The sequence below is a fragment of the Mycolicibacterium brumae genome (assembly GCF_025215495.1).
Lineage (GTDB): Bacteria > Actinomycetota > Actinomycetes > Mycobacteriales > Mycobacteriaceae > Mycobacterium > Mycobacterium brumae.
Window position 1 is genome coordinate 3,965,342 of sequence record NZ_CP104302.1, and the last position, 23,579, is coordinate 3,988,920.

The following is a 23,579-nucleotide window of genomic DNA, read 5'->3' on the forward strand; positions in this document are numbered from 1 at the left end:
CGGTTCCGTCGCGCCCTGGTCAGCGCTTGGTCCCAGCTCGGTCCCAACCCCGCCGAGAATTCGGGGACCCGACCGTCGGCGGGATACATTCAGCTGCGAGCAGGGCGAGGAATTCGATATCGAGGACCCTGCGGAACTTCTGGAAGGACACCCTGGTGCGCAACGACAACGTCGTTCGGTGGCGTCTGATCCTGGGCGGCGCCGCCACAAGTTTCGCGATGGCCGCGGCGAGCGTCGTCGGCCTCCCGGCGGCCTCGGCCGACCCGATCCCGGTGCTGCCGGGACCAACGCCCGCTCCGACCGCGCCCGCCGTCACCCCGGCGGCCGACCCGCTGACCGCGCCGCACGGCGCCGGGATCACGCCGGTCACCCCGACGCAGGTCGCGCTGGCCCCGGCCACCTCCGGCACGCTGTTCGAGTACTTCGACGGCCACGGCGTGAAGATGGAGCCGCAGCAGGCCGCCACCTTCCGCGCGCTGAGCATCGCGCTGCCGGTGCCGACCGGCTGGACGCAGGTTCCGGATCCGAACGTGCCCGACGCGTTCGCGGTCATCGCCGATCGCAACGGCGGCGACGGGCTGTACACCTCGAACGCACAGCTGACCGTCTACAAGCTGGTCGGCGAGTTCGACCCGAACGACGCGATCACGCACGGTTTCATCGACGCGCAGGCGCTGCCGAAGTGGCAGACCACCGACGCCTCGTTGCAGCCCTACGGCGGGTTCCCGTCGTCGCGCATCGAGGGGACGTTCCGGGAGAACGACAGCACCGTGAACACCTTCCGCCGGCACGTCATCGCCAGCACCGGGACCGACCGCTACCTGGTGTCGCTGTCGGTGAACACCTCGGTGAACCAGGTGGTGGCCAGCGCCGACGCGACCGACGCCATCGCCAACGGCTTCCGGGTCACCGATCCGGCGGCCGCCCCCGCCGCCCCGGCGCCCGGGCAGCCGACCGCGCCCGGACCCAACGCCCCCGCGCAGCTGACCCAGCCGGCTGTGCCCGGCCAGGCCCCGGCCGCCGTCGCGCCGTCGCCGGTGTCCACCATTCCGGGCCGGGCGACCACCACGCTGCCGGGCGCGTCCAGCACCCCGCTGGCCGTCCCGGTGTCCGCCCCCCGCTGATCGGATTGGCTTCGCCCGCCCGATAGCTCGTAGGGTGGCTGGCATGCAGATCGCGGGTGTGCTGTGCCTGGTGGCCGGAGTGCTGGCCGCGGTGGCCGCGCTGCGCAATCAGCGGGTGGTGTCCGGCCACGAAGCCCCGATCCGGCAGGCGCTGGCCCCGACCCAGTACGCCGGCGCCGGGCTGCTGGTGGTCGGCGGGATCGCCGCGCTGATCCGGCCGGAGTCGACGCTGCTGGTGCTGATCGGGTGTGTGGTCGGCGCGCTGGCGACGATCGCCGCCGGCTCGTGGCGGGCCGCCCGGATCGCGGTCACCGAACCCCAGTCGGCCGGCGGTGGAGGCTGCGGCGGCAGCGGTGGTGGCTGCGGCGGTTGCGGCCAGATCTGCGGAAACTAGTTCCGGCTGAGGTCGATCGGATGGGTGGCCAACATGGCCAGCGGCAGCGGCTGACGGCGTAGCACCCGGGCCCACAGGTCCACCCGCGGTTCCACCAGCACATCCGAGGGCAGCGCGGACAGCACGATCCAATCGTCGCGCTCGATCTCGCCCTCCAGCTGACCGGTGGTCCAGCCGGAGTAGCCGGCGAAGATGCGGGCCGCCTCGATATGCGGCGCGACGGTCTCCGGATCGGCCTCCAGGTCCACCATCGCGATGCGGCCCTGCACGTGCCGCAGCCCGGGCACCCCGTCGACGTCCTCGCCGGAGCGCACGATCGCCAGGCAGAGCGCCGAATCACGCTTCACCGGCCCACCGACGAACATCGTCTTCGGTTTGGAGACCACACCGGCCCAGGCGGGCAGCACGTTGTACACAGCCGTCTCACTGGAGCGGTTGAGCACCACCCCGAGGGTGCCGCCGTCGTTGTGTTCGACGACGAAGATGACGCTGCGCCGAAACGTCGGCTCCATCAGGTCGGTGTTGGCCAGCAGCAGAGTCCCGGCGCGGACCCGCTGCGCCGCGGGGGCGACGTAGTCCTCGGGATCCTCCGGTTGTGGCATCCCTCCATCATGGCATCGCCACCGCGGAGCGGGAACCCTTTGTAGGCTGAACGACGCGGCGCGCATCTCGGCGGCTGTTCTTTCGGGGAGTGGTCCATTGGTTGACGCGCGCGCCTCCGCGGCAGCATGGCGGTCGGTGCGCGAGCTGCCCGATTTCCGTCGGCTGCTGGAGTTGCGGGTGGCCAGCCAGTTCGGCGAGGGCCTGTTCCAGGCGGGGCTGGCCGGCGCGTTGCTGTTCAATCCGGAGCGGGCCGCCACGCCGTGGGCGATCGCCGGCGCGTTCGCGGTGTTGTTCCTGCCGTACTCGCTGCTCGGCCCGTTCGCCGGCGCGCTGCTCGACCACTGGGATCGCCGGCTGGTGCTGGTGGGGGCCAATATCGGGCGGCTGGTGATGCTGCTCGGCGTCGCCGCGCTGCTCGCCGCCCGCGCCGGCGACCTGGCGATCCTGTGCGGCGCCCTGGTCATCAACGGGCTGACCCGATTCGTGGCCTCCGGGTTGTCGGCGTCGATTCCGCACGTGGTCCCGCGCGACCGGGTGGTGTCCTGCAACTCGCTGGCGGCCGCCGCCGGCGCGGTGGCGACCTTCCTGGGCGCCAACTTCATGCTGTTGCCGCGCTGGCTGTTCGGCGCCGGCGACACCGGGGCGTCGGTGGTGATCCTGATGACCCTGGTCCCGATCGGGGTGGCGCTGTTGCTCGCGCTGCGGTTCACCCCGCACGGCCTCGGGCCCGACGAGACCTCCCGGACCATTCACGGGTCGGTGCTCTACACCGTCGCCACCGGCCTGGCGCACGGCGCGCGCACCGCGCTCTCGGTGCCGTCGGTGACGGCCACGCTGGCCGGGCTGCTCGCGCACCGGATGGTGTTCGGCATCAACACCCTGCTGGTGCTGGTCATCGTCCGGCACTCCGACGTCGGATCGGTCGCGGTGGCCGGGTTGGGCACCGCAGTGTTGTTCGTGGCCGTCACCGGCACCGGATCGTTCCTGGCGACGGTGCTGACCCCCGCGCTGATCCGGCGCTGGGGCCGGTACGCGGCGCCCAACCGGGCGCTGCTGGCCGGCGCCGTCATCCAGCTCTGCGCGCTGGGTTTGGACCTGCCGGTGATGATGGCGTGCGGCTTCTTTCTCGGCGCCGCCGGGCAGGTGGTCAAGCTCAGCGCCGACGTGGCCATGCAACTCGACGTCGACGACGCCCTCCGCGGGCACGTGTTCGCCATCCAGGACTCGGTGTTCTGGGTGGCGTTCGTCGCCGCGGTGACCGCCGCCGCGGCGGTCGTCCCACCCGACGGCCACTCCCCCGCCCTGGTGGCCACCGGATCGGTGATCTACCTGGCCGGGCTGGCCGCGCACGCGGTGCTCGCCCGCTGGCCCGCGCTGGCCACCGAGCCGGCGCGCGATGACGAACCACCGCGGGGATAGGGTGCACTGATGGCCGAGCTGAGCACTATCGTCGCCGATCTGCGCTCCGAGAGCGACGACCTGGACGCGCTGGTGGCCGAGCTGCCCGCGCAGCGCTGGGCCGAAGCCACGCCCGCGCCGGGCTGGACCATCGCCCATCAAATCGCGCACCTGTACTGGACCGACCGGGTGTCCCTGATCGCGATCACCGACCCGGACGGATTTCAGCAGCTGCTCACCGAGGCGTGGCAGAACCCGACCGGTTTCGTCGACGACGGCGCGGACGAACTCGCGGCGCTGCCGCCGGAGGAGCTGCTCGACGCCTGGCGGCAGACCCGCGGCGCGCTGCACGACGCGCTGCTGACGGTGCCCGACGGGCAGAAGCTGCCGTGGTTCGGGCCGCCGATGAGCGCGGCGTCGATGGCCACCGCGCGGACCATGGAGACCTGGGCGCACGGCCTGGACGTCGCCGACGCCCTCGGGGTGTCCCGCACGCCGACGGCCCGGCTGCGGTCGGTCGCGCACCTGGGGGTCCGCGCCCGCGACTACGCCTACCTGGTCAACCAGCTGACCCCGCCCGCCGAGCCGTTCTACGTCGAGCTGACCGGGCCGGGCGGCGAGGTGTGGACCTGGGGCGATCCGGACGCGGCGCAGCGGGTGACCGGGTCGGCGTTGGACTTCTGCATGCTGGTCACCCGTCGCCGCAATCCGGCCGAGCTCGACGTCGTCGCCGTCGGCGACGACGCGCAGCAGTGGCTGACTATCGCCCAGGCGTTCGCGGGCCCTCCGGGCCAGGGTCGCTGAGCGGGCTCGCCCCGTCGGCGCGTCCGTCGCCGTCGGCGTCCACCAGGCGCACGTCCCAGCGGCCGTCGCCATCGACGTCGACGTAGCCGCCGTCGTAACCGCCGGCCGGGGCGCGGGACAGCACCCGGTCGGCCAGACCGTCACCGTTGTCGTCGAAGAACTCGTCGTCGGCCAGCCCGTCGCCGTCGAAGTCCGCCGGTGATCCGGTGTGCTCGGCCCCGTCGAGCGCCAGCCAGCGCAGCGGTGACCCCCGGCCGACCGGGTCGGCGGCCAGCGCCCACACGCCGGTCCCGTCGTCGGTGAACCAGCGCTGATCCGGCGAGCCGGCGTCGAGCACGACGTGATCGGCCGTCCCGTCGCCATCGAGGTCGGCCAGCGCGTCGTCGCTCGCCCCATCGCCGTCGAAATCCAGACCGACGGCGTCGAACACCCCGTCACCGTCGATGTCGAGATCCATCGGGCTGTCGAACACCGACGCCGTCCCGTCCCCGGGGCCCAGGCAGTACTCCATACCGGTTTCAGACGCCGGCGGAGCCCTCCCGGTTCCACCAATCCAAGAGCTCGGCCCGGGCCTCGTCGGGGTCCAGCGGGCCGCGTTCCATCCGCAGTTCCTTGAGGTGGCGCCAGGCGCGGCCGACCTCCGGTCCGGCCGAGATGCCGAGCAGCTCCATGATCGCGTTGCCGTCCAGGTCCGGGCGAACCCGCGCCAGGTCCTCCTTGGCGGCCAGCTCGGCGATCCGGTGCTCCAGCTCGTCGTAGGTGGCCTGCAGCCGGGCGGCGCGGCGCTTGTTACGGGTGGTGCAGTCGGCGCGGACCAGCTTGTGCAGCCTGGCCAGCAGCGGCCCGGCGTCGGTGACGTAGCGGCGCACCGCCGAATCGGTCCACCGGCCGTCCCCGTAGCCGTGGAACCGCAGGTGCAGATACACCAGCTGGGACACGTCGTCGACCATCTGCTTGGAGTACTTCAACGCCCGCATCCGCTTGCGGGTCAGCTTCGCGCCGACCACCTCGTGGTGGTGGAAACTGACCCCGCCGCCCGGCTCGTGACGACGGGTGGCGGGCTTGCCGATGTCGTGCAGCAGCGCAGCCCAGCGCAGCACCAGGTCCGGGCCGTCGTCCTCCAGGTCGATGGCCTGACGCAGCACCGTCAACGAATGCTGGTAGACGTCCTTGTGCTGGTGGTGCTCGTCGATGGCCATCCGCATCCCGCCGACCTCGGGCAGGATCTGCTCGCCGAGGCCGGTGGACACCATCACCTCGATGCCGGCGGCCGGGTCGGCGCCGAGCATCAGCTTGTCCAGTTCCGCGGCGATCCGCTCGGCGGTGATCCGCGACAGCTGCGGCGCCATCTCCTCGATGGCCGTCCGCACCCGCGGCGCCAACGCGAAGCCGAGTTGGGAGACGAACCGGGCCGCGCGCAGCATCCGCAGCGGGTCGTCGCCGAACGACACCTGCGGGGCCGACGGGGTGTCGAGCACCCGCTCCCGCAGCGCGGCCAGCCCGTTCAGCGGATCGACGAACTCACCGGGTCCGTCGGCGGTGATGCGGACCGCCATCGCGTTGACGGTGAAGTCCCGGCGCACCAGATCACCGGCCAGGGTGTCGCCGAAGGCGACCGTCGGGTTGCGCGACACCTGGTCATAACTGTCGGCCCGATAGGTGGTGATCTCCACCTGGTGGCCATGGCGCGCGGCGCCGACCGTCCCGAACGCGATGCCGGTGTCCCACATCGCGTCGGCCCACGGCTGCAGTATGCGTTGCACTTCGTCGGGTCGGGCGCTGGTGGTGAAGTCGAGGTCGCCGCCGAGCCGGCCCAGCAGCGCGTCGCGCACCGTGCCGCCGACCAGGTACAGCTCATGTCCGGCGAGCTGGAAGCGCGCGCCGAGGTCCGCCAGCACGTGACGGTGGCCGGTCAGCGCGACGGCCGCGCGCGCCAGCAGCTCCGCGTCGGCGGTGTCATCGGTGTCGGGCACGGTCGACAAGCCTATCGGCGCCGATAGGCTGGACGCACCGAGGTTTGAAGGAGCCAGCGTGGACCTCATGCCGTACATCCTGTTCGCGGTGTTCCTGCTCGCCGTCGTGGCGTTCGTGGTGTGGCGGCGACGCCGCAACCGGGGCGACGAGAACGCCCAGCTTCCGCCCTGCTGCCGCTGACGGAGTTCACCGGCGGTAAAACTCCCGGTCACCGGCGAGTGCCGTCGATTGGGAATAAACCTGACCGCTACCATCGCTTAGGTGTCGGACGGTGAACAGGGCAGGCCGCGGCGACGCCGTGGCCGCCGCCGCGGTCGCCGTTCGGGTCCGGCTGCCCGCAACCGCGCCGAGCAGTCCCCCGACACCCCGCCGTCGGCCCCGAGTCCCGACACCGCCGCCCCGGCCTCCCCGGCCCCGTCCCGCCGCCGTCGCGCCGCCACCCGGTTGCGGACGGTGCACGAGATCTCCGCGGGCGGGCTCGTCATCGACGGCCTGGACGGCCCGCCGGAGGAGGCGCTGGCCGCGCTGATCGGCCGGATCGACCGCCGCGGCCGGATGCTGTGGTCGATGCCGAAGGGGCATATCGAGCAGGGCGAGACCGCCGAGCAGACCGCCATCCGCGAGGTCGCCGAGGAGACCGGGATCGAGGGCAAGGTGCTGGCCTGCCTCGGCAGCATCGACTACTGGTTCGTCACCGAAGGCCGCCGGGTGCACAAGACGGTGCACCACTATCTGCTGCGGTTCGCCGGCGGTGAGCTGTCCGACAGTGACCGCGAAGTCGCCAAGGTGGCCTGGGTGCCGCTGTCGGAACTGCCGTCCCGGTTGGCCTACGCCGACGAGCGCCGGCTCGCGGAGGTCGCCGGCAAACTGATCACCCTGCTGCAGGCCGATGGCCCGTCGGCGCTGCCGCCGCTGCCGCGCAGCGCACCGCGACGACGGCCGCAGACCCATTCCCGCAGCCGCAACCATCGCCCCGACGACGGCAGCCGCGGGCAGGCAAACGGCCACGGTCCCGCACTGTGATCCACCCCCGCGGGCGCAGCGTGTGGGCGGTGCTGGTCGTGCTGCTGCTGGTCCTGGCCCCCGCCGCGCTGCCCCCGCGCGCAGCCGCCGAGCCCGAGACACAGTTCCTGCGGGTCGAGCTGTCGCGGGTGACCCCCGAATTGGTCGACACCGCCAGCGATCCGACCGTGACTGTCGAAGCCAGCATCGTCAATGTCGGCGACCGCCCGGTCAACGACGTGGTGGCGCGGCTGGAGCGGGCGCAACCACTGGCCGCCACCACGGGGTTGCGCACCACCCTGACCGAGGTCGCCACCACCGGGTATGAGCCGGTCGGCCCGTTCCTGGACATCCCGGGCCCGCTGCAGCCGGGTGAGCGGGCCTCGGTGCGCTTCGATTACCCGCTGCGTTCGGTCGGCGCGGAGTCCCTCGGCATCGACCACCCGGGGGTCTACCCGCTGCTGGTGAATGTGAACGGCACGCCGGACTTCGGATCGCCGGCCCGCCTCGCGGACACCCGGTTCCTGCTTCCCGTGCTGGGCGCCCCGTCGGCGTCCGGGGACCCGGAATCCTTCGCCGGACCCGACGACGCCACCGGCCCGGACGTCGTCATCGTCCCGGACACCACCCGCCCGGTCCGACTGACCATGCTCTGGCCGCTGGCCGACCGGCCTCGACTGGCGCCCGGGCTCCCCGGCGGCGCCACCCCGATCCGGTTGATCGACGACGAGCTGGCGACCGAACTGTCCCCCGGCGGCCGGTTGGACGCGTTGCTGTCGACGGTCGAGTTCGCCACCGCCGCGGAATCAGATCCCGACGGCGATCTCACCGGCGCCCTGTGCCTGGCGGTGGATCCGGACCTGCTGGTGACGGTGAACGCCATGACCGGCGGCTATCTGGTCCCCGCAAACCCCGACGGGACCGGTGACCTGCGCCCCGGCACGGGCGAGGCCGCGGCGGTCGCCTGGCTGGACCGGTTGCGCAAGCTCGCGGACCGGATGTGCGTGACCGCGCTGCCGTACGCCCAAACCGACCTCGACGCGGTGCAGCGCGTCGGCGACGACCAGCTGTCGGCCTTCGCCACCACCGGCGCCGAGGACCTGGTGGATCAACTGCTCGGCGTGACCTCGCTGCGCGGTCTCACCGTGTTCGGCGACGGCCCGCTCACCCCGGACGCGTTGGCGCTGCTGAACCACAACGGCACGGCGGTGGCGATCGCGCCGGCCTCGGCGACCGCGGAGTCCACCCCCGATCTCGGCCGGCGCCGAGTCAGCGACCAGGTCGCGGTGGCCCCGTTCGACCCGTCGGTGGCGGCCACCCTGGGGGCGCTCGGCGACCAGCCCGTCACCCCGGGCTATCTGGACACCTCGCTGGTCCCCGACCGGCCGGAATCCTCGGCGGCGGCTCGCCGGCAGGACGCGGTGGGCGCGGTGCTGTGGCAGAGCCTGCATCCCGACGCCGAACCCCGGGACCAGATCCTCGCCCCTCCCCCGAACTGGGGGGTGAGCCCCGACGACGCCACCGCTGTGCTGCGCGCGCTGTCCACCCTGCTGGGCTCGGGGCTGGCGACGCCGCTGCCGCTACCTAACCTGATCGCCGAAACCGCGACCCTGCCGGGACCGCCGACTCCGGTCGACGAGTTCCCCACCGCCGCGCGGTTCGACGACTCGGTGATCGGCGCCATCAGCGACCAGAGCGCCCGGCTGCGCGGCCTGACCGAGGCGTTGGGGACGAACGCGCAGACCGGATTGACCGGCCAGGCCTACACCGCGCCGCTGCGCGAGGACATGCTGCGGGCGCTGAGCCAGTCCCAGCCGCTGGATGACCGCAACGGTCGCGCGCACCGCGCGCTGCAGTCCGTCGGCGGCACCATCGCCGACCTGTTCGGCGCGGTGCAGATCATCAACCCGGGTGGTTCCTACACCCTGGCGACCGAACGCAGCCCGCTGCCGTTGGCGTTCCGCAACGATCTGGCGGTCCCGATCCGGGTCCGGCTGCTCGTCGACGGGCCGCCGGGCATGACCGTCGGCGACGTCGGAGAGTTGGAACTGCCGCCGGGCTTCCTGCCCGTCAAGGTGCCGATCGAAGTGCACTTCACCCAGCGGTTCGCCGTCGACGTCGCGGTGCAGACCCCCGGCGGGCTGCCATTGGGCGAGCCGGTCCGGCTCTCCCTGCATTCCAACGCCTACGGCAAGGTGCTGTTCTTCGTCACGCTGGTGGCCGGCGCGACGCTGGCGCTGCTGACCGGCCGGAGATTGTGGCACCGATTCCGCGGCCGGCCCGACCGCGCCGACCTGGAACCGCCGGAGGCCGACCACCTGCACTGGCCGCACCGCACACCCGAGGAACCCGGAGGAAAGCCATGACGTCCTCTGCCGACAAGCCCCCGGTGCGCGAGGAGCTCTCCGACAAAGCGGTGGTGTCCCGGTCCTGGGGGATGGCCTTCGCCACGCTGATCAGCCGGATCACCGGGTTCATCCGGATCGTGCTGCTGGCCGCGATTCTCGGCGCGGCGCTGTCCAGCGCCTTCACCGTGGCCAATCAGCTGCCCAACCTTGTCGCGGCGCTGGTGCTGGAGGCCACCTTCACCGCCATCGTCATCCCGGTGCTGGCCCGCGCCGAACGCGACGATCCCGACAACGGCGCGGCGTTCATCCGGCGGTTGGTCACCATCGCCACCGCGCTGCTGGCGGTGGCGACCATCGTCTCGGTGGCCGCCGCCCCGTTCCTGGTCCGGATGATGCTGGGCGATGACCCGCAGGTCAATCAGCCGCTGACGACGGCGTTCGCCTATCTGCTGTTGCCGCAGGTCATCTTCTACGGGTTGACCGCGGTGTACATGGCGATCCTGAACACCCGCAACATCTTCGGGCCGCCGGCCTGGGCGCCGGTGGTCAACAATGTGGTGGCCATCGCGACCCTCGGTGTGTATCTGCTTGTGCCGGGCGAACTTTCGATCGACCCGGTGGAGATGGGCAATGCGAAACTGCTGGTGCTGGGCATCGGCACCACCCTCGGCGTGGTGGCTCAGGCCTCGGTGCTGCTGGTCTCCATCCGGCGGCAGAACATCAGCCTGAAACCGCTGTGGGGCATCGACGCCCGGCTGAAGCGCTTCGGCGCGATGGCCGCGGCGATGGTGCTCTACGTGCTGATCTCGCAGATCGGCCTGGTCGTCGGCAACCAGATCGCCAGCACCGCCGCCGCGTCGGGCCCGGCGATCTACAACTACACCTGGCTGGTGCTGATGCTGCCGTTCGGCATGATCGGCGTCACCGTGCTGACCGTGGTGATGCCGCGGCTGAGCCGCAACGCCGCCGCCGACGACACCGCCGGGGTGCTCGCGGACCTGTCGCTGGCCACCCGGCTGACCATGATCACGTTGATCCCGATCGTCGCGTTCATGACGGTAGCCGGGCCGGCGATGGGCAGCGCGTTGTTCGCCTACGGCAACTTCGGTTCGGTCGACGCGAACTATCTCGGCATCTCCATCGCGCTCTCGGCGTTCACCCTGATTCCGTATTCGATGACGCTGCTGCAGCTGCGGGTGTTCTACGCCCGCGAGCAGCCCTGGATCCCTATCGCGGTGATCCTCGGCATCACCGCCGTCAAGATCGTCTTCTCGCTGATGGCGCCGCACCTGACCGACAACCCGGAGCTGGTCGCCGGTTACCTGGGGGCCGCCAACGGCCTCGGTTTCGTGGCCGGCGCGGTCGTCGGGCACGTGCTGTTGCGCCGGACGCTGCGCCCGCCGTCGGGCCGGTTGTACGGCGGTTCCGAAGTGCGCACCGTCGCAGTGACGTTGGGCGCCGCGCTGCTCGCGGCGTTGTTCGGGTACCTGTTCGACCGGGTCGCCGGGCTGGCCACGCTGACCGAGCGCGGCGGCGGGCCCGGCTCGCTGCTGCGGCTGGCGCTGCTGGGTCTGGTCATGCTGCCGATCGTGGTGGCGGTGATGGTGGTGGCCCGGGTGCCGGAGGCGCTGGCCGCCCGGGACATGCTCCGCCGTTGCCTCGGCCGGGCGCCGCTGGAAACTGTCGCCGTGTCGACGCCGGTGGCGGACCCGCTGACGTACTCTGACCCGATAAACGAGCCCGCATCGGCGCAGGCGGCGGCCCCCATGGTCGCCGCGGCGTCGCCGCCCGCGAAAGGATCCGCGGTGACCGACAGTCATCCAGACGATTCGAACTTGGCGCCAGCCGAGGGCTCTCTGGTGCCCGGAGCCTTGGTCTCCGACGGACGGTACCGCCTCCTGGTCTGCCACGGCGGCCCCGAGCATCTGCAGTTCTGGCAGGCCCTCGACACCGCCCTGGACCGCCAGGTCGCGTTGACCTTCATCGATCCCGACGGCGCGCTGCCGCCGGGCCAGCTGCGGGAAATCCTCTCCCGGACAATGCGGTTGAGCCAGATCACCGGATCCGGCATCGCCCGGATCCTGGATGTCACCGACACCGGCGCCGGCGGGCTGGTGGTGTCGGAATGGATCCGCGGCGGTTCGCTGCGCGAGGTCGCGGCCACCTCCCCGTCACCCATCGGCGGCGCCCGCGCCGTTCAGTCGCTGGCCGCCTCCGCTGCGGCCGCCCACAAGGCCGGCGTCGCGATGTCGCTGGACCATCCGGCCCGGCTGCGGGTCAGCATCGAAGGCGATGTGGCGCTGGCGTTCCCGGCGACCATGCCCGACGCGACTCCCGAGGAAGACATCCGCGGGATCGGCGCCAGTCTCTACGCGCTGCTGATCGACCGGTGGCCACTGCCGGAGTCCGGTGTCCCCAGCGGTCTGACGCCGGCCGACCGCGACGCCGACGGGCAGCCGTTGGAGCCGCGAATCATGAACCGCGGCATCCCGTTCCAGATTTCGGCTGCAGCTCTGCGCTCGGTGCAGGACAACGCCGGCATCCGGACCGCGCCGACCATGCTCAATCTTCTGCAACAGGCCACCGCGGTCGCCGACCGCACCGCGCTGATCGACTCCGTCGAGACCCCCGAGCCCGACGCCAAGAGCGGAAAGGGCGCCGCAGCCGAGCCGGACGCGGCCGCCAAGCGCAAGCGCGCGCTGATCATCGGGATCAGCGTCGGGGCGGCCATCCTGCTGGTGGCGTTGCTGCTGTTGGCCTCGGTGCTGAACAAGATGTTCGGCGATGTCGGCGGTGGGATCAACGGCGATCAACTCGGCCTCAACGCGCCGTCGCTGTCGCAATCCAGCACGCCCAACGCCGCTGCCACCGGCGCTGTGGTCAAACCCGTGACGGCGACGGAGTTCTCGCCCGAAGGTGGCTCCGACCATCCGGATCAAGCTCCGCTGGCCATCGACGACAACCCGAATTCGGCGTGGACGACCGATGAGTACACCGATCCGGTCCCGTTCCCGAACTTCAAGATCGGGCTGGGGCTGATGCTGGAACTGCCCGACCCGACGAAGGTCGGCTCGGTGACGTTGACGGTGCCCAGCACCGGAACCGCGGTGCAGATCCGGTCGGCGAAGTCGCAGACGCCGTCGTCGCTGGCGGACACCACCGAGCTGACCCAGCCGGTCACCCTGCAGCCCGGCAAGAACACCATCCCGGTGAACGCCGCCGAGCCGACCGAGCATCTGCTGATCTGGATCACCACGATGGGAACCACCGGCGGGAAGAACAAGACGGAGATCTCCGACGTCGTGGTCAATTCCGCGGGCTAGGTTTATCCACAGGCCGCGCCGGCGCTGAAGTGCGACCCGCGGTGGTGCTGGATACCGTCCGGCCGTGGACTCCTTCGGTGAATGTCGCAGTGACGCGGAGTTGCTCGCTGCCCATGTCGCCGGTGACCGGGATGCCTTCGCGCAGTTGTACTCCCGGCACCACGGCCGGCTGAGCCGGCTGGCGCTGGCCAACACCCGCACCCGGGAAGACGCCGCGGACGTGGTGCAGGACGCGATGCTCGCGGCCCACCGCGCGGCCCCGACCTTCCGGCAACAGGCGGCGGTGGGCAGCTGGCTGTACCGGATCGTGTTGAACTCCTGCCGGGATCGGTTGCGGCGGCATCGAACTCACCCGGTCGAGCCGCTCGACGAGGACCGGGTGAGCGTGCCGGACCGCTGCGGTGAGGTGGACACCGCCGTCACGGTGCGCCGCGCGTTGATGCAACTGCCGGTGGAACAGCGCGCCGCGGTGCTCGCGGTCGACATGCAGGGCTTGTCGGTGACCGCGACGGCGCGGTTGCTCGGTGTCGCGGAGGGCACCGTGAAGAGCCGCTGTCACCGCGGGCGACGTCGACTGGCCCTCACCTTGGCCGATCGGCCCCCTGAGCAGCGCACGGGAACAACACGCGCCTAACCTTGGTTTGACATCATGGCGGCGTCGACATACCGCGCCGACCACTGCAGAAAGGTCTCCCGTGAGTTCCACTCCGTCCGCATCCCCCCCGTCTTTGGACCCGGTGCACGACGTCATCGTCATCGGCTCCGGCCCGGCCGGCTACACCGCCGCCATCTACACCGCCCGCGCGGAGTTGTCGCCGGTGGTGTTCGAGGGGTCCTCGTTCGGCGGCGCGCTGATGACCACCACGGAGGTGGAGAACTACCCGGGGTTCAAGGACGGCATCCAAGGCCCCGACCTGATGGACCAGATGCGTGAGCAGGCCATCCGGTTCGGTGCGGATCTGCAGATGGACGACGTCGAGCAGGTTTCCCTGGAGGGCCCGGTCAAGTCCGTCACCACCGCCGGCGGGGAGACCTACCGGGCCCGCGCGGTGATCCTGGCGATGGGCGCCGCCGCACGGTACCTCGGGGTGCCCGGCGAGCAGGAGTTGCTGGGCCGCGGCGTCAGCGCCTGCGCCACCTGCGACGGCTTCTTCTTCAAGGACCAGGACATCGCGGTGATCGGCGGCGGCGACTCGGCCATGGAGGAGGCGACCTTCCTCACCCGGTTCGCGCGCAGCGTCACCCTGGTGCACCGCCGCGAGGAGTTCCGCGCGTCCAAGATCATGCTCGAGCGCGCCCGCGCCAACGAGAAGATCACCTTCCTGACCAACACCACCATCGAGGCGGTCGAAGGCGACACCACCGTCACCGGGCTGCGGGTGCGCAACACCGTCACCGGCGAGGAGTCCACCCTGCCGGTCACCGGCGTGTTCGTGGCGATCGGACACGACCCGCGCTCGGAACTGGTCGCCGGAGTCGTCGACCGGGACGAGGCCGGCTATGTGCTGACCCGCCCAGGCAGCACCGCCACCACCCTGGAAGGCGTGTTCGCCGCGGGCGATCTCGTCGACCACACCTACCGTCAGGCCATCACCGCCGCCGGCAGCGGCTGCGCGGCCGCCATCGACGCCGAACGTTGGCTCGCCGACACCGCCGAGTCCAGCACCGAAAAGATTGGAGCCCACCAGTGAGCGACACCCATGCCACCATCACCGTCACCGACGCCTCGTTCAACGACGACGTTCTCACCAGCGACACTCCCGTGCTGGTCGACTTTTGGGCGACCTGGTGCGGCCCGTGCAAGATGGTCGCCCCGGTGCTGGAGGAGATCGCCAAGGAGCGCGCCGGTGAGTTGACCGTCGCCAAGCTGGACGTCGACGCCAATCCGGGCACCGCGGAGTCCTTCCAGGTGGTGTCCATTCCGACCCTGATCCTGTTCCGTGACGGCAAGCCGGTCCGCCGGATCGTGGGCGCCAAGGGTAAGGCCGCGCTGCTGCGCGAGCTGGCTGACGAACTGTAATCATTCGGTTCCGCACCGGCCCGCCGACCGCTCCCGGCCGGCGGGCCGGTTACCGAACGGTTTCCATAATCTCGCTCCCGTCTGAGACAATTGGCCGTAGCCTGCCTCCCGTGAGGTAGCCGCTTGAACTGATCGAAGGGCGTGATATGCCGGACCCCTCCCCCGGAGACGTTGAGAACTTGCGTCTCGGCTCTCGTGGGATTTCGGTCATCCGGGTCCGTGAAGCCCTGATCGCGCTGGGCATGATGGAGAATCCCGATGACACCCTGGTCACCGGCGCGCACGTGACGCTGGACCGGTTCGACGAGGAACTCGACCACGCGGTCCGGGCCTTCCAACAGCGTCGCGGACTGCTGGTCGACGGCATCGTCGGCCCGGCGACGTTCCGGGCCCTCAAAGAGGCCTCCTACCGGTTGGGCGCCCGCGTGCTGGCCCACCAGTTCGGGGCGCCGATGTACGGCGACGACGTCAACGCGCTGCAGGATCGGCTGCAGGATCTGGGCTTCTACTCCGGGGTGCTGGACGGCTACTTCGGCCTGCAGACCCACAACGCGCTGATGTCCTATCAGCGTGAGTACGGGCTCGCGCCGGACGGCATCTGCGGTCCGGAGACGCTGCGTTCGCTGTACAACCTGTCGTCGCGGGTGTCGGGCGGTTCGCTGCACGGCATCCACTCCGAGGAGCTCGTTCGGCGTTCCGGCCCGCGGCTGTCCGGCAAACGGATCATCATCGATCCGGGCCGCGGCGGCAGCGATCACGGGCTGATCAGCCAGGGCCCCGGCGGACCGATCAGCGAGGCGGACATCCTCTGGGATCTGGCCAGCCGGCTGGAAGGCCGGATGACCGCGATCGGGATGGAGACGTTCCTGTCCCGGCCGGGCAGCCACAGCCCCGCCGACGCCGAACGCGCCGCGTTCGCCAACGACATCGGCGCGGACATCATGATCAGCCTGCGCTGCGACGGACAGACCAGCCCGAACCCCAACGGCGTCGCCTGCTACTACTTCGGCAACTCGCACGGTTCGGTGTCCACGATCGGACGGAACCTCGCCGACTTCATCCAGCGAGAAGTTGTGGCGCGCACCGGTTTACGGGATTGCCGCACCCACGGCCGGACCTGGGATCTGTTGCGGCTGACCCGGATGCCCACCGTTCAGGTGGACGTCGGCTACCTGACCAACCCGCGGGACCGTGCCCTGCTGGTCACCCCGCAGACCCGCGACGCGGTCGCCGAGGGCATCCTCGCGGCGGTGAAGCGGCTCTACCTGCTGGGCAAGAACGATCGGCCGACCGGAACGTTCACCTTCGCCGAGCTGCTGGCCCACGAGATGTCCGTGGAGCAGGCCGGCCGGGTCACTCGCCCCTGACCGTCCCCCGGTCACCGGCCGTGGCGCCTGCCATCGCCGCGCCGACCGGCTGCTCCAGCCGCGCGCTGTCCAGCAACCTTTCCAGGGCGGCCTCGACCTCGGCCTTCCAGCCCAGCTCCCTATCCAGCTCCAGGCGCAGTCGCGGGAAGTACGGGTGTGGGGACACCACGGTGAACCCCACGCCGATGAGGAACTCCGCGCCGATCATGCAGTGGCCGAAGGCGCAGTCCCCCAGCGCGAGCACCGCGTCGGCGTCGGCGTCGGTCAGTCCGGCCGGGTCGATCTCGGTGGCCGCGGCGGTGCGCCCGAACGCTTCCAGGGCCCGCACCCCGCGTCGTTTGGCGGCGGTGACGACGGCGACGATCAGATCCTCGGCCAGCCCCTCGGGCTGGCCCGGCTCGACACCCATCGATGTGAGCAGGACCGCGTCGGCGCTCACCGGTCCGGTCGGGAATCGTTGCGCGCGCGGCACCGCATAGGGCGGGGCGTAGAGCGCGTAGCCGGTGCACGGCGGCGCTTCCCCGTCGGCCGCCTCGCCGTGCGGGACGGCGATGTGCCCGCAGGAGCCCCACTCGAGCATGACCATCGAGAGCCAGGCTTCCTTTTCGAACTCCGGATCGCTGAGGTGCTCATCGGCGGGGATGGTCTGCGGGTCGACTTCCCAGAAGACACATCGCCGCGCGTGTTTGGGAAGCTGCTCGAACCCCTCGAGTCCCAACGGAACGATGCGAGCCGACACCAGAATTCCCAGCCTCTCCATGATCGTCACAGTGACGCAATGCGCCAGTATGACCGGACCTACCCTCGCAGCGGCGTTATTGCCGTGTTTGGTCCATCAGTTCGACGATCCGTTGCAGATCGTCGACCGAACCGAACTCGACGACAATCTTGCCTTTGCGCTTACCGAGGCTCACGGTGACCCGGGTGTCGAAGGCGCCCGACAACCGTTCGGCGACGTCCTGCAGCCCCGGCATGTGAATGGGATTCCGGCGCTTCGGCGGCGGCGCGGCGGGACCGGCCTGATTCGCCAACGTGACGGCCTCTTCGGTCGCCCGGACCGAGAGACCCTCGGCGACGATCCGCGCGGCGAGCTCCTCCTGGGCCTCCGGCCCGGCCTCGAGCGCCAGTAGGGCGCGGGCGTGGCCGGCCGAGACAACGCCGGCGGCCACCCGGCGCTGAACCGGGATCGGCAGTCGCAGCAGCCGGATCATATTGCTGATCACGGGGCGGGACCGACCGATCCGGGACGCGAGTTCCTCGTGGGTGACCTCGAACTCCTCCAACAGCTGCTGGTAGGCCGCCGCCTCTTCGAGGGGGTTGAGCTGGGCGCGATGAATGTTCTCCAGCAGCGCGTCGCGGAGCATGCTGTCGTCGGAGGTCTCCCGGACGATCGCCGGGATGGTCTCCAGGCCGACGGCCTGGGTCGCGCGCCAGCGCCGCTCCCCCATCACGATCTCGTACCGGATCGGCGCCGGGACGGTAGCCGCCTCGGCCGCCGGAATCTCCCGCACGACGATCGGCTGCATCACGCCGAACTCGCGGATGGAGTGCTGCAGTTCGGCCAATGCCTCGTCGTCGAAGACCTGTCGCGGCTGCTTGGGGTTGGGCCGGATGGTCGCCGGGTCCAGTTCCCGGTACACCGCGCCGACGTCATTGGCTTCGGCGGCCTCGGCTGCGGCGCCCAACCGGGCGGCTTCGGCGACCGGCCCGCCGATGACGACATCGGCCGCCGCGGCGCCCAGTCGGGGCCCGTTCGTCGGTGATTCGACGCCGTCGGCCGGCCCGGTCGGGATCAACGACGCCAGACCCCGCCCCAGGCCGCCCTTGCGTCGTGTTGGGTTGCTCATGCCCGTCCCTTTCCCTGCTCGGTTCCGATCCGCTCGGCGAGTTCGCGGCCGGCGTCGAGATAACTCATCGCCCCCCGGGAACCGGGGTCGTAGTCGATGATGGTCATGCTGTAGCCCGGCGCCTCAGAGACCTTCACACTGCGCGGGATCATCGTCTTGAGCACCTTGTCGCCGAAGTAGCGCCGGACTTCCATCGCCACCTGGTCGGCCAGTTTGGTGCGGCCGTCATACATGGTCAGCAGCACGGTGCTGACGTCCAGCGCCGGGTTCAAGTGCGCCTTGACCAGATTGATGTTGTTCGTCAATTGGGAGACGCCCTCCAGCGCGTAGTACTCGCACTGGATCGGGATGAGCACTTCCCGCGCCGCCACCAAGGCGTTCAGGGTGAGCAGCCCCAGCGACGGCGGGCAGTCGATGAAGACGTAGTCGAACTCCGCCCCGGCCAGGTCGTCGATCGCCCGCTTGAGCCGGTTCTCCCGGGCCACCATGCTGACGAGTTCGATCTCGGCCCCGGCCAGGTCGATCGTGGCCGGCACGCAGAACAGATTCGGATTGTGCGGGCTCTGCCGGATCGCTTCGCGGATCGGCATCTCGCCGAGCAGCACTTCGTACGACGACGGGGTGCCGGCCTGGCGACGGTCGATGCCGAGCGCGGTGCTGGCGTTGCCCTGTGGGTCGAGATCGATCACCAGCGTCCGCAATCCGTGCAGCGCCAGGGCGGCCGCCAGATTCACCGCGGTCGTGGTCTTGCCGACCCCGCCCTTCTGATTCGCGACGGTGAACACGCGGGTGTGCGGCGGCCGCGGCAGTCGCTGGTTCTTGTGCAACACCTGGGTGGCCCGTGACGCCGCGGCGAAGATCGGGGTGTCCAAATCCGCCTCCGGGGTCCACGTTTCACGTGAAACATTCGCCGGGTTCTCCGGACCGTCTTGGTCTGGTCGGCTGTCCGCCGCGTTCATCGGTGTCTCCTCGTCCCTCTGGACCGTTTATTCGGGGCCGTCTTCCGGGCCCCTCGCCGAGCGACCACGACCGTGGTCGGCGGGTCTAGGTATTGCGTTCCGCACTGAATGACCGTGGGATCGAGTGCGCCGACCGCCGCCATTGCGGAGCGATGCTCGTCCACCTCCTGCACGGCCCGCTCCCCCTTGATGGCCAGCATCCGACCGCCCCCACGGAGCAGCGGGATGCACCAGCCGCTGAGTTTATCCAGGGAAGCCACCGCACGGGAAGTCGCGGCGTCAAATGGGTCCGCGAGCTCGACCGCCTCCTGCGCGCGAGCTCTCAGCACGGTGGCGTTCAGTCCGAGCTCCGCGACAACCTCTTCCAGGAACACCGTTCGGCGCGCCAGCGGCTCGATCAGAACCACCGCGATATCCGGGCGGGCGATCGCCAGCGGTATCCCCGGAAGGCCGGCGCCGCTCCCGACATCCGCCACCCGTTCGTCCGGTTCGAACAGCTCCGCAATCGCCGCGCTGTTCAGAATGTGACGGTCCCAAAGCCGGTCCGCCTCGCGCGGACCAATGAGGCCGCGCTCCACACCATCGGTTGCCAAACGCTCCGCGTACCGCTGGGCCAACGGCAGCCGCTCCCCGAAGAGCTCCCCCGCGGCGTCGGTCTGATCATGTTTCACGTGAAACGCCTCCATTGGGTCCGAGAGAAAGGGGCACGCGGACCGCGCCATCGAAATGGCCGCCGCGACTGAAGTGGGGACGAAGCTCGTCGCTGGGGAGTGGGCGCTCGGGTGCGCCAACCGTCACCGGCTCCATGGAGCGTTTCACGTGAAACATCAGTCGTCGGCGTACGGGGCCGGTAGACCCGGTTGCTTCCGCAGTCGGAATTCGCGCCCGGGCCCGGCCGACGGTCGCGAACCGATCACCGTGGACCGAACCAGCGACTATCACTCTCCCCCGCACAGGCAATCCCGTTGGGGCTTGCACCGTCAACGCCGCTGCTGTCCATCCGCCGCCGCGCGACAACGTGTCCGCGGCATCGGCGGAGGCAGCCCATGACCGCCGGCCGATGTCGCCCGCGGGCTCCCCAGGCCGACGCGCTCTCATCGACTCCGGGCTCGCACCCAAGGGCGGCCGCGTCCACAACCCGGAGCGGACGCTCTCGGGGTGGGCGTCGAAGCCCGTCGGATCAACCTTCATCCGACTTCCTCCTCCAAGGCCCACAAGCACCTCTGCCATGTTCCGCGGACGCCGCCGACATGTCCATCCCGCGGACCGCGCCACGCCCGAAAAGAATTCGCCGCCCCGGTCCGGCTGCTCATGTTTCACGTGAAACAACCGGTCCGCGACGGCAAACTACACCTATGTGATTAAGGGTCACTCCGCGAGGATGACGACCCGGCGCGCGGGCTCAACGCCTTCGCTCTCACTTCGAACGCCATCGATCCCGGCGACGGCGTCGTGAACGATCTTGCGTTCAAACGGCGTCATCGGAGCGAGCCGCTCACGCTCACCGGTCTCCAGCACCCGATGGGACAGCTTCTCGCCCAGCGCCGCCAACTCCTCGCGCCGGCGACGACGCCAGCTCGCGACATCGAGCATCAGCCGGCTGCGCTCGCCGGTCTTCTGATGCACCGCCAACCGGGTCAGCTCCTGCAGCGCGTCGAGGACCTCGCCCTTGCGCCCGACCAGCTTCACCAGATCGTCGCCGCCGTCGATGCTCACGACCGCGCGGTTGCCCTCGACGTCGAGGTCGATATCCCCGTCGAAGTCCAGCAGATCCAGTAGCTCCTCCAGGTAGTCGCCGGCGATTTCGCCTTCGGCGACCAGGCGGTCCTCCAGCTCGGCGGGCTTGTCCTCGCCCGCCTGCTCGCTGGTCTCCGCACCCTGTTCGGTGGTCTCGATATCAGTCATCATTTGGTCCCATCCCTTCACAGATCTACACGGCCACAGCTACGGCCCGGCCGCACCGGCCATCTCGCTACCCGGCTCGGGTCAACGTTTGCGTTTCTTCTTCTTCGGTCTGGCGCCCGGGCGCGGAACGGAGTTCGACGGTCGCGGGGCAGCGGCGGGCGGGGCAGCGGCTCCCCCGTCGGGCTCGGCCTCCGTGCCGGTCGACGTCGTCTCCTCCACCGCCTCCGAGGACTCCGCGGGATCTTCCGCGGCATTCTTGCGGGCCCGTTTGGGCTTGGCGCCGGGCGCGGGCGCGTTGGCGGAACGACGAGCCAGCTGCTCCTGCTTCTTGGCCTCTTCTTCTTCTTCGATCTTGCCGAACACGTAGTGCTGCTGACCGAAGGTCCAGACGTTGTTGGCGAACCAGTACAGGATGATCGCCAGCGGCAGGAACGGGCCGCCGACCACGACGCCGAGCGGGAACACATACAACGCCAGCTTGTTCATGATCGCGGTCTGCGGATTGGCCGCAGCCTCGGGGCTCTGCCGGCTGATCGACGCGCGGCTGTTGAAGTAGGTCGCGACGCCGGCGGCCAGCATGACCGGGATGCCCACCGCGATCAGCGCCGGACGGCTGAAGGCGCCGAACTGGGTGAAGGCCTCCAGACCGGTGGTCTGCGTCATATAGGCGCCCAGCGGAGCGCCGAAGAAGTTCGCGTCCAGGAAGTGCCCGACGTCGACCGCGCTGAAGAAGTAGTTCGGCAGCGAGCGGTTCTCTTCGACCGACAGGCTCAGGTGCCCGATGCCGAAGCCACCGGTGCGGTTGAACGAGCGCAACACATGGAACAGGCCGATGAACACCGGCACCTGCGCCAGCATCGGCAAGCAGCCCAGCAGCGGATTGAAGTTGTGCTCGCGCTGCAGCTTCTGCATCTCCAGCGCCATCCGCTGGCGGTCCTTGCCGTACTTCTTCTGCAGCGCCTTGATCTGTGGCTGCAACTCCTGCATCTGCCGGGTGGTCCGGATCTGCTTCACGAACGGCTTGTACAGCAGAGCACGCAAGGTGAAGACCAGGAAGACCACCGCCAGCGCCCAGGCGAAGAAGTTCGACGGCCCCAGCAGGAAGCCGAACAGCTTGTACCAGAGCCACATGATCCCGGAGACCGGGTAATACACGTAGTCCAGACTGGCGAAGTTGAAACTAGACATGGAACTCGTTCCTGTCACCGGCGCACCGATGACCCTCGGGATGGGACGCCGCGACCGGTGGGATGGGATCCCAACCACCGCGGTGCCATGGACCGCACTTCAACAAACGAATGCTCGCCAGCCACGCGCCGCGGAACAGTCCGTGCGCAGTCAACGCTTCGACGGCGTACTGACTACAGGTGGGCGTGAATCGACAACTCGGCAAGCGCATCGGCGACACCATGTGCCGGTAGAGCTGGATGAGATAGATAAGGCCGCGCGCCACTCGATCGGTCATCGCCGACAACCCCGCGCGATGCCGGCGCCCAGTTGCCGACTCAGATCCTGTGACGGGGCCAGCGCGCTACTCGGCAGCGCGCGCACCACCACATTGTCCGCGGGGTGCAGATCATCGAGGAACTCGCGGACGCAGTGCCGCACCCGTCGCGACACCCGATGCCGCACCACGGCGTTGCCGACGGACTTGCCGACGATCAAGCCGACTCTCGGTCCGGGAGTCTCGGTTGAATCGATGCTGGCGCCGTGATGGAGGTACACCACGAGATCGGGTTGCACTGTCCGCTTACCGCTGCGGACGGTGCGACCGAACTCCGTGGATCTCGTCATCCGGTGCCGAGCTGGGAGCACAGTCCCCGCCTACCCGGCAGAGATCAAGCAGTCAGCGAACGACGGCCCTTGCCCCGCCGGGCGGACACGATGGCCCGTCCGGCACGCGTGCGCATCCGCAGCCGGAAGCCGTGCACACGTGCACGACGCCGGTTGTTCGGCTGGAAGGTCCGCTTGCCCTTGGCCACGGCTGTCTCTCCTCATTACATCTGGCGGCCGTGCCACTCTCGCCGGACCTGATGTCCGACTCGGGTGACCCGGTCGCCGCTTCCCAAGCTTCGCGCGTTCCGCATCGCGAACCGGCGCGGTCCCGGAAACTTCCCGGTCGCAGCCGTATCGCCGACGTCTGGGCGACTGTTCGAGGGTACTTATCGCGCTAGTCCGGGTCAAACCACGATCGGGCGACCTCGGCAAACAGATTGATTGTGACCATTCGGTTGGTGCCCCGCGATAAAACTGTTAGCTTCTGCCAATCGCTTCAACCAGAGCGCGCCACAACGCAGACCAACCATGCCAGACCAACCACCGATCGTGTCGACACCGCAGGTCACCCCGCATGTCGCGCCTTGATCTCGCCGCTTCGTCGGCCGGTCCGGACCTGGTGGGAAGGCGCCTCTTCCACCGACTATCCACATCTGTGGATAACCTTGTGGACGAACGAAGCGCGTCGCGCGCTCCAGTTTCCGCGAAACGGCAGGCTGCACAGGGGGATCATTG

General features: G+C 69.9%; 24 protein-coding genes. 12 read left to right on the top strand and 12 right to left on the bottom strand.

What is annotated here, in order from left to right:
- Positions 1-218: 218 nt before the first annotated feature.
- Together L2Z93_RS19160 and L2Z93_RS19165 are read left to right on the top strand one after the other, a co-directional pair.
- Positions 219-1,124, top strand: a complete 906-nt coding sequence (locus L2Z93_RS19160; protein WP_090586660.1) for an LpqN/LpqT family lipoprotein — start codon at positions 219-221, stop codon at positions 1,122-1,124.
- 43 nt (positions 1,125-1,167) lie between these two features.
- The gene (locus L2Z93_RS19165) at positions 1,168-1,518 is read left to right on the top strand and encodes a hypothetical protein (RefSeq protein WP_090586401.1); all 351 of its coding nucleotides are present in this window, start codon (positions 1,168-1,170) and stop codon (positions 1,516-1,518) included.
- Here the strand turns inward: L2Z93_RS19165 and L2Z93_RS19170 are convergent.
- A complete protein-coding gene (locus L2Z93_RS19170) occupies positions 1,515-2,120 on the bottom strand; it encodes a YqgE/AlgH family protein (RefSeq protein ID WP_090586405.1) in 606 nt (201 codons plus the stop codon). The genes L2Z93_RS19165 and L2Z93_RS19170 overlap by 4 nt on opposite strands.
- Positions 2,121-2,217: 97 nt before the next feature.
- On the opposite strand from L2Z93_RS19170, the gene L2Z93_RS19175 reads away from it, so the two are divergent.
- Both L2Z93_RS19175 and L2Z93_RS19180 read left to right on the top strand, forming a co-directional pair.
- Positions 2,218-3,540, top strand: a complete 1,323-nt coding sequence (locus L2Z93_RS19175) for an MFS transporter (protein ID WP_090586408.1) — start codon at positions 2,218-2,220, stop codon at positions 3,538-3,540.
- Between the two features lie 9 nt (positions 3,541-3,549).
- Entirely contained in the window at positions 3,550-4,323 is a 774-nt protein-coding gene (locus L2Z93_RS19180; RefSeq protein WP_090586412.1) for a TIGR03084 family metal-binding protein, read from the top strand.
- Here L2Z93_RS19180 and L2Z93_RS19185 read toward each other — a convergent pair.
- The gene (locus tag L2Z93_RS19185; protein WP_090586415.1) at positions 4,280-4,834 is read right to left on the bottom strand and encodes a pullulanase; all 555 of its coding nucleotides are present in this window, start codon (positions 4,832-4,834) and stop codon (positions 4,280-4,282) included. The genes L2Z93_RS19180 and L2Z93_RS19185 overlap by 44 nt on opposite strands.
- Before the next feature lie 7 nt (positions 4,835-4,841).
- A complete protein-coding gene (locus tag L2Z93_RS19190; RefSeq protein WP_234786019.1) occupies positions 4,842-6,296 on the bottom strand; it encodes a CCA tRNA nucleotidyltransferase in 1,455 nt (484 codons plus the stop codon).
- A gap of 58 nt (positions 6,297-6,354) precedes the next feature.
- Here L2Z93_RS19190 and L2Z93_RS19195 point away from each other — a divergent pair, with 58 nt between their 5' ends.
- The 8 genes from L2Z93_RS19195 (at position 6,355) to L2Z93_RS19230 (ending at position 16,357) form a co-directional block, all read left to right on the top strand.
- The gene (locus tag L2Z93_RS19195) at positions 6,355-6,477 is read left to right on the top strand and encodes a hypothetical protein (protein WP_260575479.1); all 123 of its coding nucleotides are present in this window, start codon (positions 6,355-6,357) and stop codon (positions 6,475-6,477) included.
- Between the two features lie 81 nt (positions 6,478-6,558).
- On the top strand, positions 6,559-7,320 hold the full coding sequence (locus tag L2Z93_RS19200; protein WP_090586420.1) for an NUDIX hydrolase: 762 nt from the start codon (positions 6,559-6,561) through the stop codon (positions 7,318-7,320).
- Positions 7,317-9,665, top strand: a complete 2,349-nt coding sequence (locus tag L2Z93_RS19205; protein WP_090586423.1) for a DUF6049 family protein — start codon at positions 7,317-7,319, stop codon at positions 9,663-9,665. Before L2Z93_RS19200 ends, L2Z93_RS19205 begins: the two co-directional genes overlap by 4 nt.
- Positions 9,662-12,970 (top strand): murein biosynthesis integral membrane protein MurJ, encoded by a 3,309-nt coding sequence (locus L2Z93_RS19210; protein ID WP_193438957.1) that lies wholly within the window; start codon positions 9,662-9,664, stop codon positions 12,968-12,970. Before L2Z93_RS19205 ends, L2Z93_RS19210 begins: the two co-directional genes overlap by 4 nt.
- Before the next feature lie 64 nt (positions 12,971-13,034).
- Positions 13,035-13,604 (top strand): RNA polymerase sigma factor SigM, encoded by a 570-nt coding sequence (sigM, locus tag L2Z93_RS19215; protein ID WP_090586426.1) that lies wholly within the window; start codon positions 13,035-13,037, stop codon positions 13,602-13,604.
- A 94-nt stretch (positions 13,605-13,698) separates the two neighbouring features.
- Complete coding sequence (gene trxB / locus L2Z93_RS19220) at positions 13,699-14,661, top strand: thioredoxin-disulfide reductase (protein ID WP_090586429.1); 963 nt, start codon at positions 13,699-13,701, stop codon at positions 14,659-14,661.
- Entirely contained in the window at positions 14,658-14,990 is a 333-nt protein-coding gene (gene trxA, locus L2Z93_RS19225) for a thioredoxin (protein WP_090586432.1), read from the top strand. Before trxB ends, trxA begins: the two co-directional genes overlap by 4 nt.
- Before the next feature lie 146 nt (positions 14,991-15,136).
- A complete protein-coding gene (locus tag L2Z93_RS19230) occupies positions 15,137-16,357 on the top strand; it encodes an N-acetylmuramoyl-L-alanine amidase (protein WP_090586435.1) in 1,221 nt (406 codons plus the stop codon).
- Here the strand turns inward: L2Z93_RS19230 and L2Z93_RS19235 are convergent.
- The 9 genes from L2Z93_RS19235 to rpmH form a co-directional block, all read right to left on the bottom strand.
- The gene (locus L2Z93_RS19235) at positions 16,344-17,096 is read right to left on the bottom strand and encodes an acetyltransferase (protein WP_090586667.1); all 753 of its coding nucleotides are present in this window, start codon (positions 17,094-17,096) and stop codon (positions 16,344-16,346) included. The genes L2Z93_RS19230 and L2Z93_RS19235 overlap by 14 nt on opposite strands.
- 76 nt (positions 17,097-17,172) lie before the next feature.
- A complete protein-coding gene (locus tag L2Z93_RS19240) occupies positions 17,173-18,204 on the bottom strand; it encodes a ParB/RepB/Spo0J family partition protein (protein WP_090586440.1) in 1,032 nt (343 codons plus the stop codon).
- Complete coding sequence (locus tag L2Z93_RS19245; protein ID WP_090586442.1) at positions 18,201-19,163, bottom strand: ParA family protein; 963 nt, start codon at positions 19,161-19,163, stop codon at positions 18,201-18,203. Before L2Z93_RS19245 ends, L2Z93_RS19240 begins: the two co-directional genes overlap by 4 nt.
- Positions 19,160-19,834, bottom strand: a complete 675-nt coding sequence (gene rsmG / locus L2Z93_RS19250; RefSeq protein WP_370745828.1) for a 16S rRNA (guanine(527)-N(7))-methyltransferase RsmG — start codon at positions 19,832-19,834, stop codon at positions 19,160-19,162. The genes L2Z93_RS19245 and rsmG overlap by 4 nt, the downstream gene beginning before the upstream one ends.
- A gap of 697 nt (positions 19,835-20,531) precedes the next feature.
- Complete coding sequence (locus L2Z93_RS19255) at positions 20,532-21,068, bottom strand: Jag family protein (RefSeq protein WP_090586671.1); 537 nt, start codon at positions 21,066-21,068, stop codon at positions 20,532-20,534.
- Positions 21,069-21,149: 81 nt separating this feature from the next.
- Positions 21,150-22,256 carry a membrane protein insertase YidC gene (yidC, locus tag L2Z93_RS19260; protein WP_090586449.1) on the bottom strand — a complete coding sequence of 369 codons (1,107 nt, stop codon included), beginning with the start codon at positions 22,254-22,256 and terminating at the stop codon, positions 21,150-21,152.
- Positions 22,249-22,533: a membrane protein insertion efficiency factor YidD gene (gene yidD, locus L2Z93_RS19265; RefSeq protein WP_090586453.1), complete on the bottom strand. Its 285-nt coding sequence runs from the start codon at positions 22,531-22,533 to the stop codon at positions 22,249-22,251. The genes yidC and yidD overlap by 8 nt, the downstream gene beginning before the upstream one ends.
- A complete protein-coding gene (gene rnpA / locus L2Z93_RS19270) occupies positions 22,530-22,883 on the bottom strand; it encodes a ribonuclease P protein component (RefSeq protein WP_090586457.1) in 354 nt (117 codons plus the stop codon). The genes yidD and rnpA overlap by 4 nt, the downstream gene beginning before the upstream one ends.
- A gap of 23 nt (positions 22,884-22,906) precedes the next feature.
- Positions 22,907-23,050 (bottom strand): 50S ribosomal protein L34, encoded by a 144-nt coding sequence (gene rpmH / locus L2Z93_RS19275; protein ID WP_073695092.1) that lies wholly within the window; start codon positions 23,048-23,050, stop codon positions 22,907-22,909.
- Between the last annotated feature and the right edge of the window lie 529 nt (positions 23,051-23,579).

Bases quoted from the DNA above. Each gene is read 5' to 3' on its own strand.
- L2Z93_RS19230 (WP_090586435.1), top strand. From the start codon at position 15,137: ATGCCGGACCCCTCCCCCGGAGACGTTGAGAACTTGCGTCTCGGCTCT.
- L2Z93_RS19210 (WP_193438957.1), top strand. From the start codon at position 9,662: ATGACGTCCTCTGCCGACAAGCCCCCGGTGCGCGAGGAGCTCTCCGAC.
- L2Z93_RS19245 (WP_090586442.1), bottom strand. From the start codon at position 19,163: ATGAACGCGGCGGACAGCCGACCAGACCAAGACGGTCCGGAGAACCCG.
- L2Z93_RS19165 (WP_090586401.1), top strand. From the start codon at position 1,168: ATGCAGATCGCGGGTGTGCTGTGCCTGGTGGCCGGAGTGCTGGCCGCG.
- L2Z93_RS19240 (WP_090586440.1), bottom strand. From the start codon at position 18,204: ATGAGCAACCCAACACGACGCAAGGGCGGCCTGGGGCGGGGTCTGGCG.
- L2Z93_RS19160 (WP_090586660.1), top strand. From the start codon at position 219: ATGGCCGCGGCGAGCGTCGTCGGCCTCCCGGCGGCCTCGGCCGACCCG.
- yidC (WP_090586449.1), bottom strand. From the start codon at position 22,256: ATGTCTAGTTTCAACTTCGCCAGTCTGGACTACGTGTATTACCCGGTC.
- L2Z93_RS19255 (WP_090586671.1), bottom strand. From the start codon at position 21,068: ATGACTGATATCGAGACCACCGAACAGGGTGCGGAGACCAGCGAGCAG.
- L2Z93_RS19170 (WP_090586405.1), bottom strand. From the start codon at position 2,120: ATGCCACAACCGGAGGATCCCGAGGACTACGTCGCCCCCGCGGCGCAG.
- yidD (WP_090586453.1), bottom strand. From the start codon at position 22,533: ATGACCGATCGAGTGGCGCGCGGCCTTATCTATCTCATCCAGCTCTAC.
- L2Z93_RS19185 (WP_090586415.1), bottom strand. From the start codon at position 4,834: ATGGAGTACTGCCTGGGCCCCGGGGACGGGACGGCGTCGGTGTTCGAC.
- L2Z93_RS19180 (WP_090586412.1), top strand. From the start codon at position 3,550: ATGGCCGAGCTGAGCACTATCGTCGCCGATCTGCGCTCCGAGAGCGAC.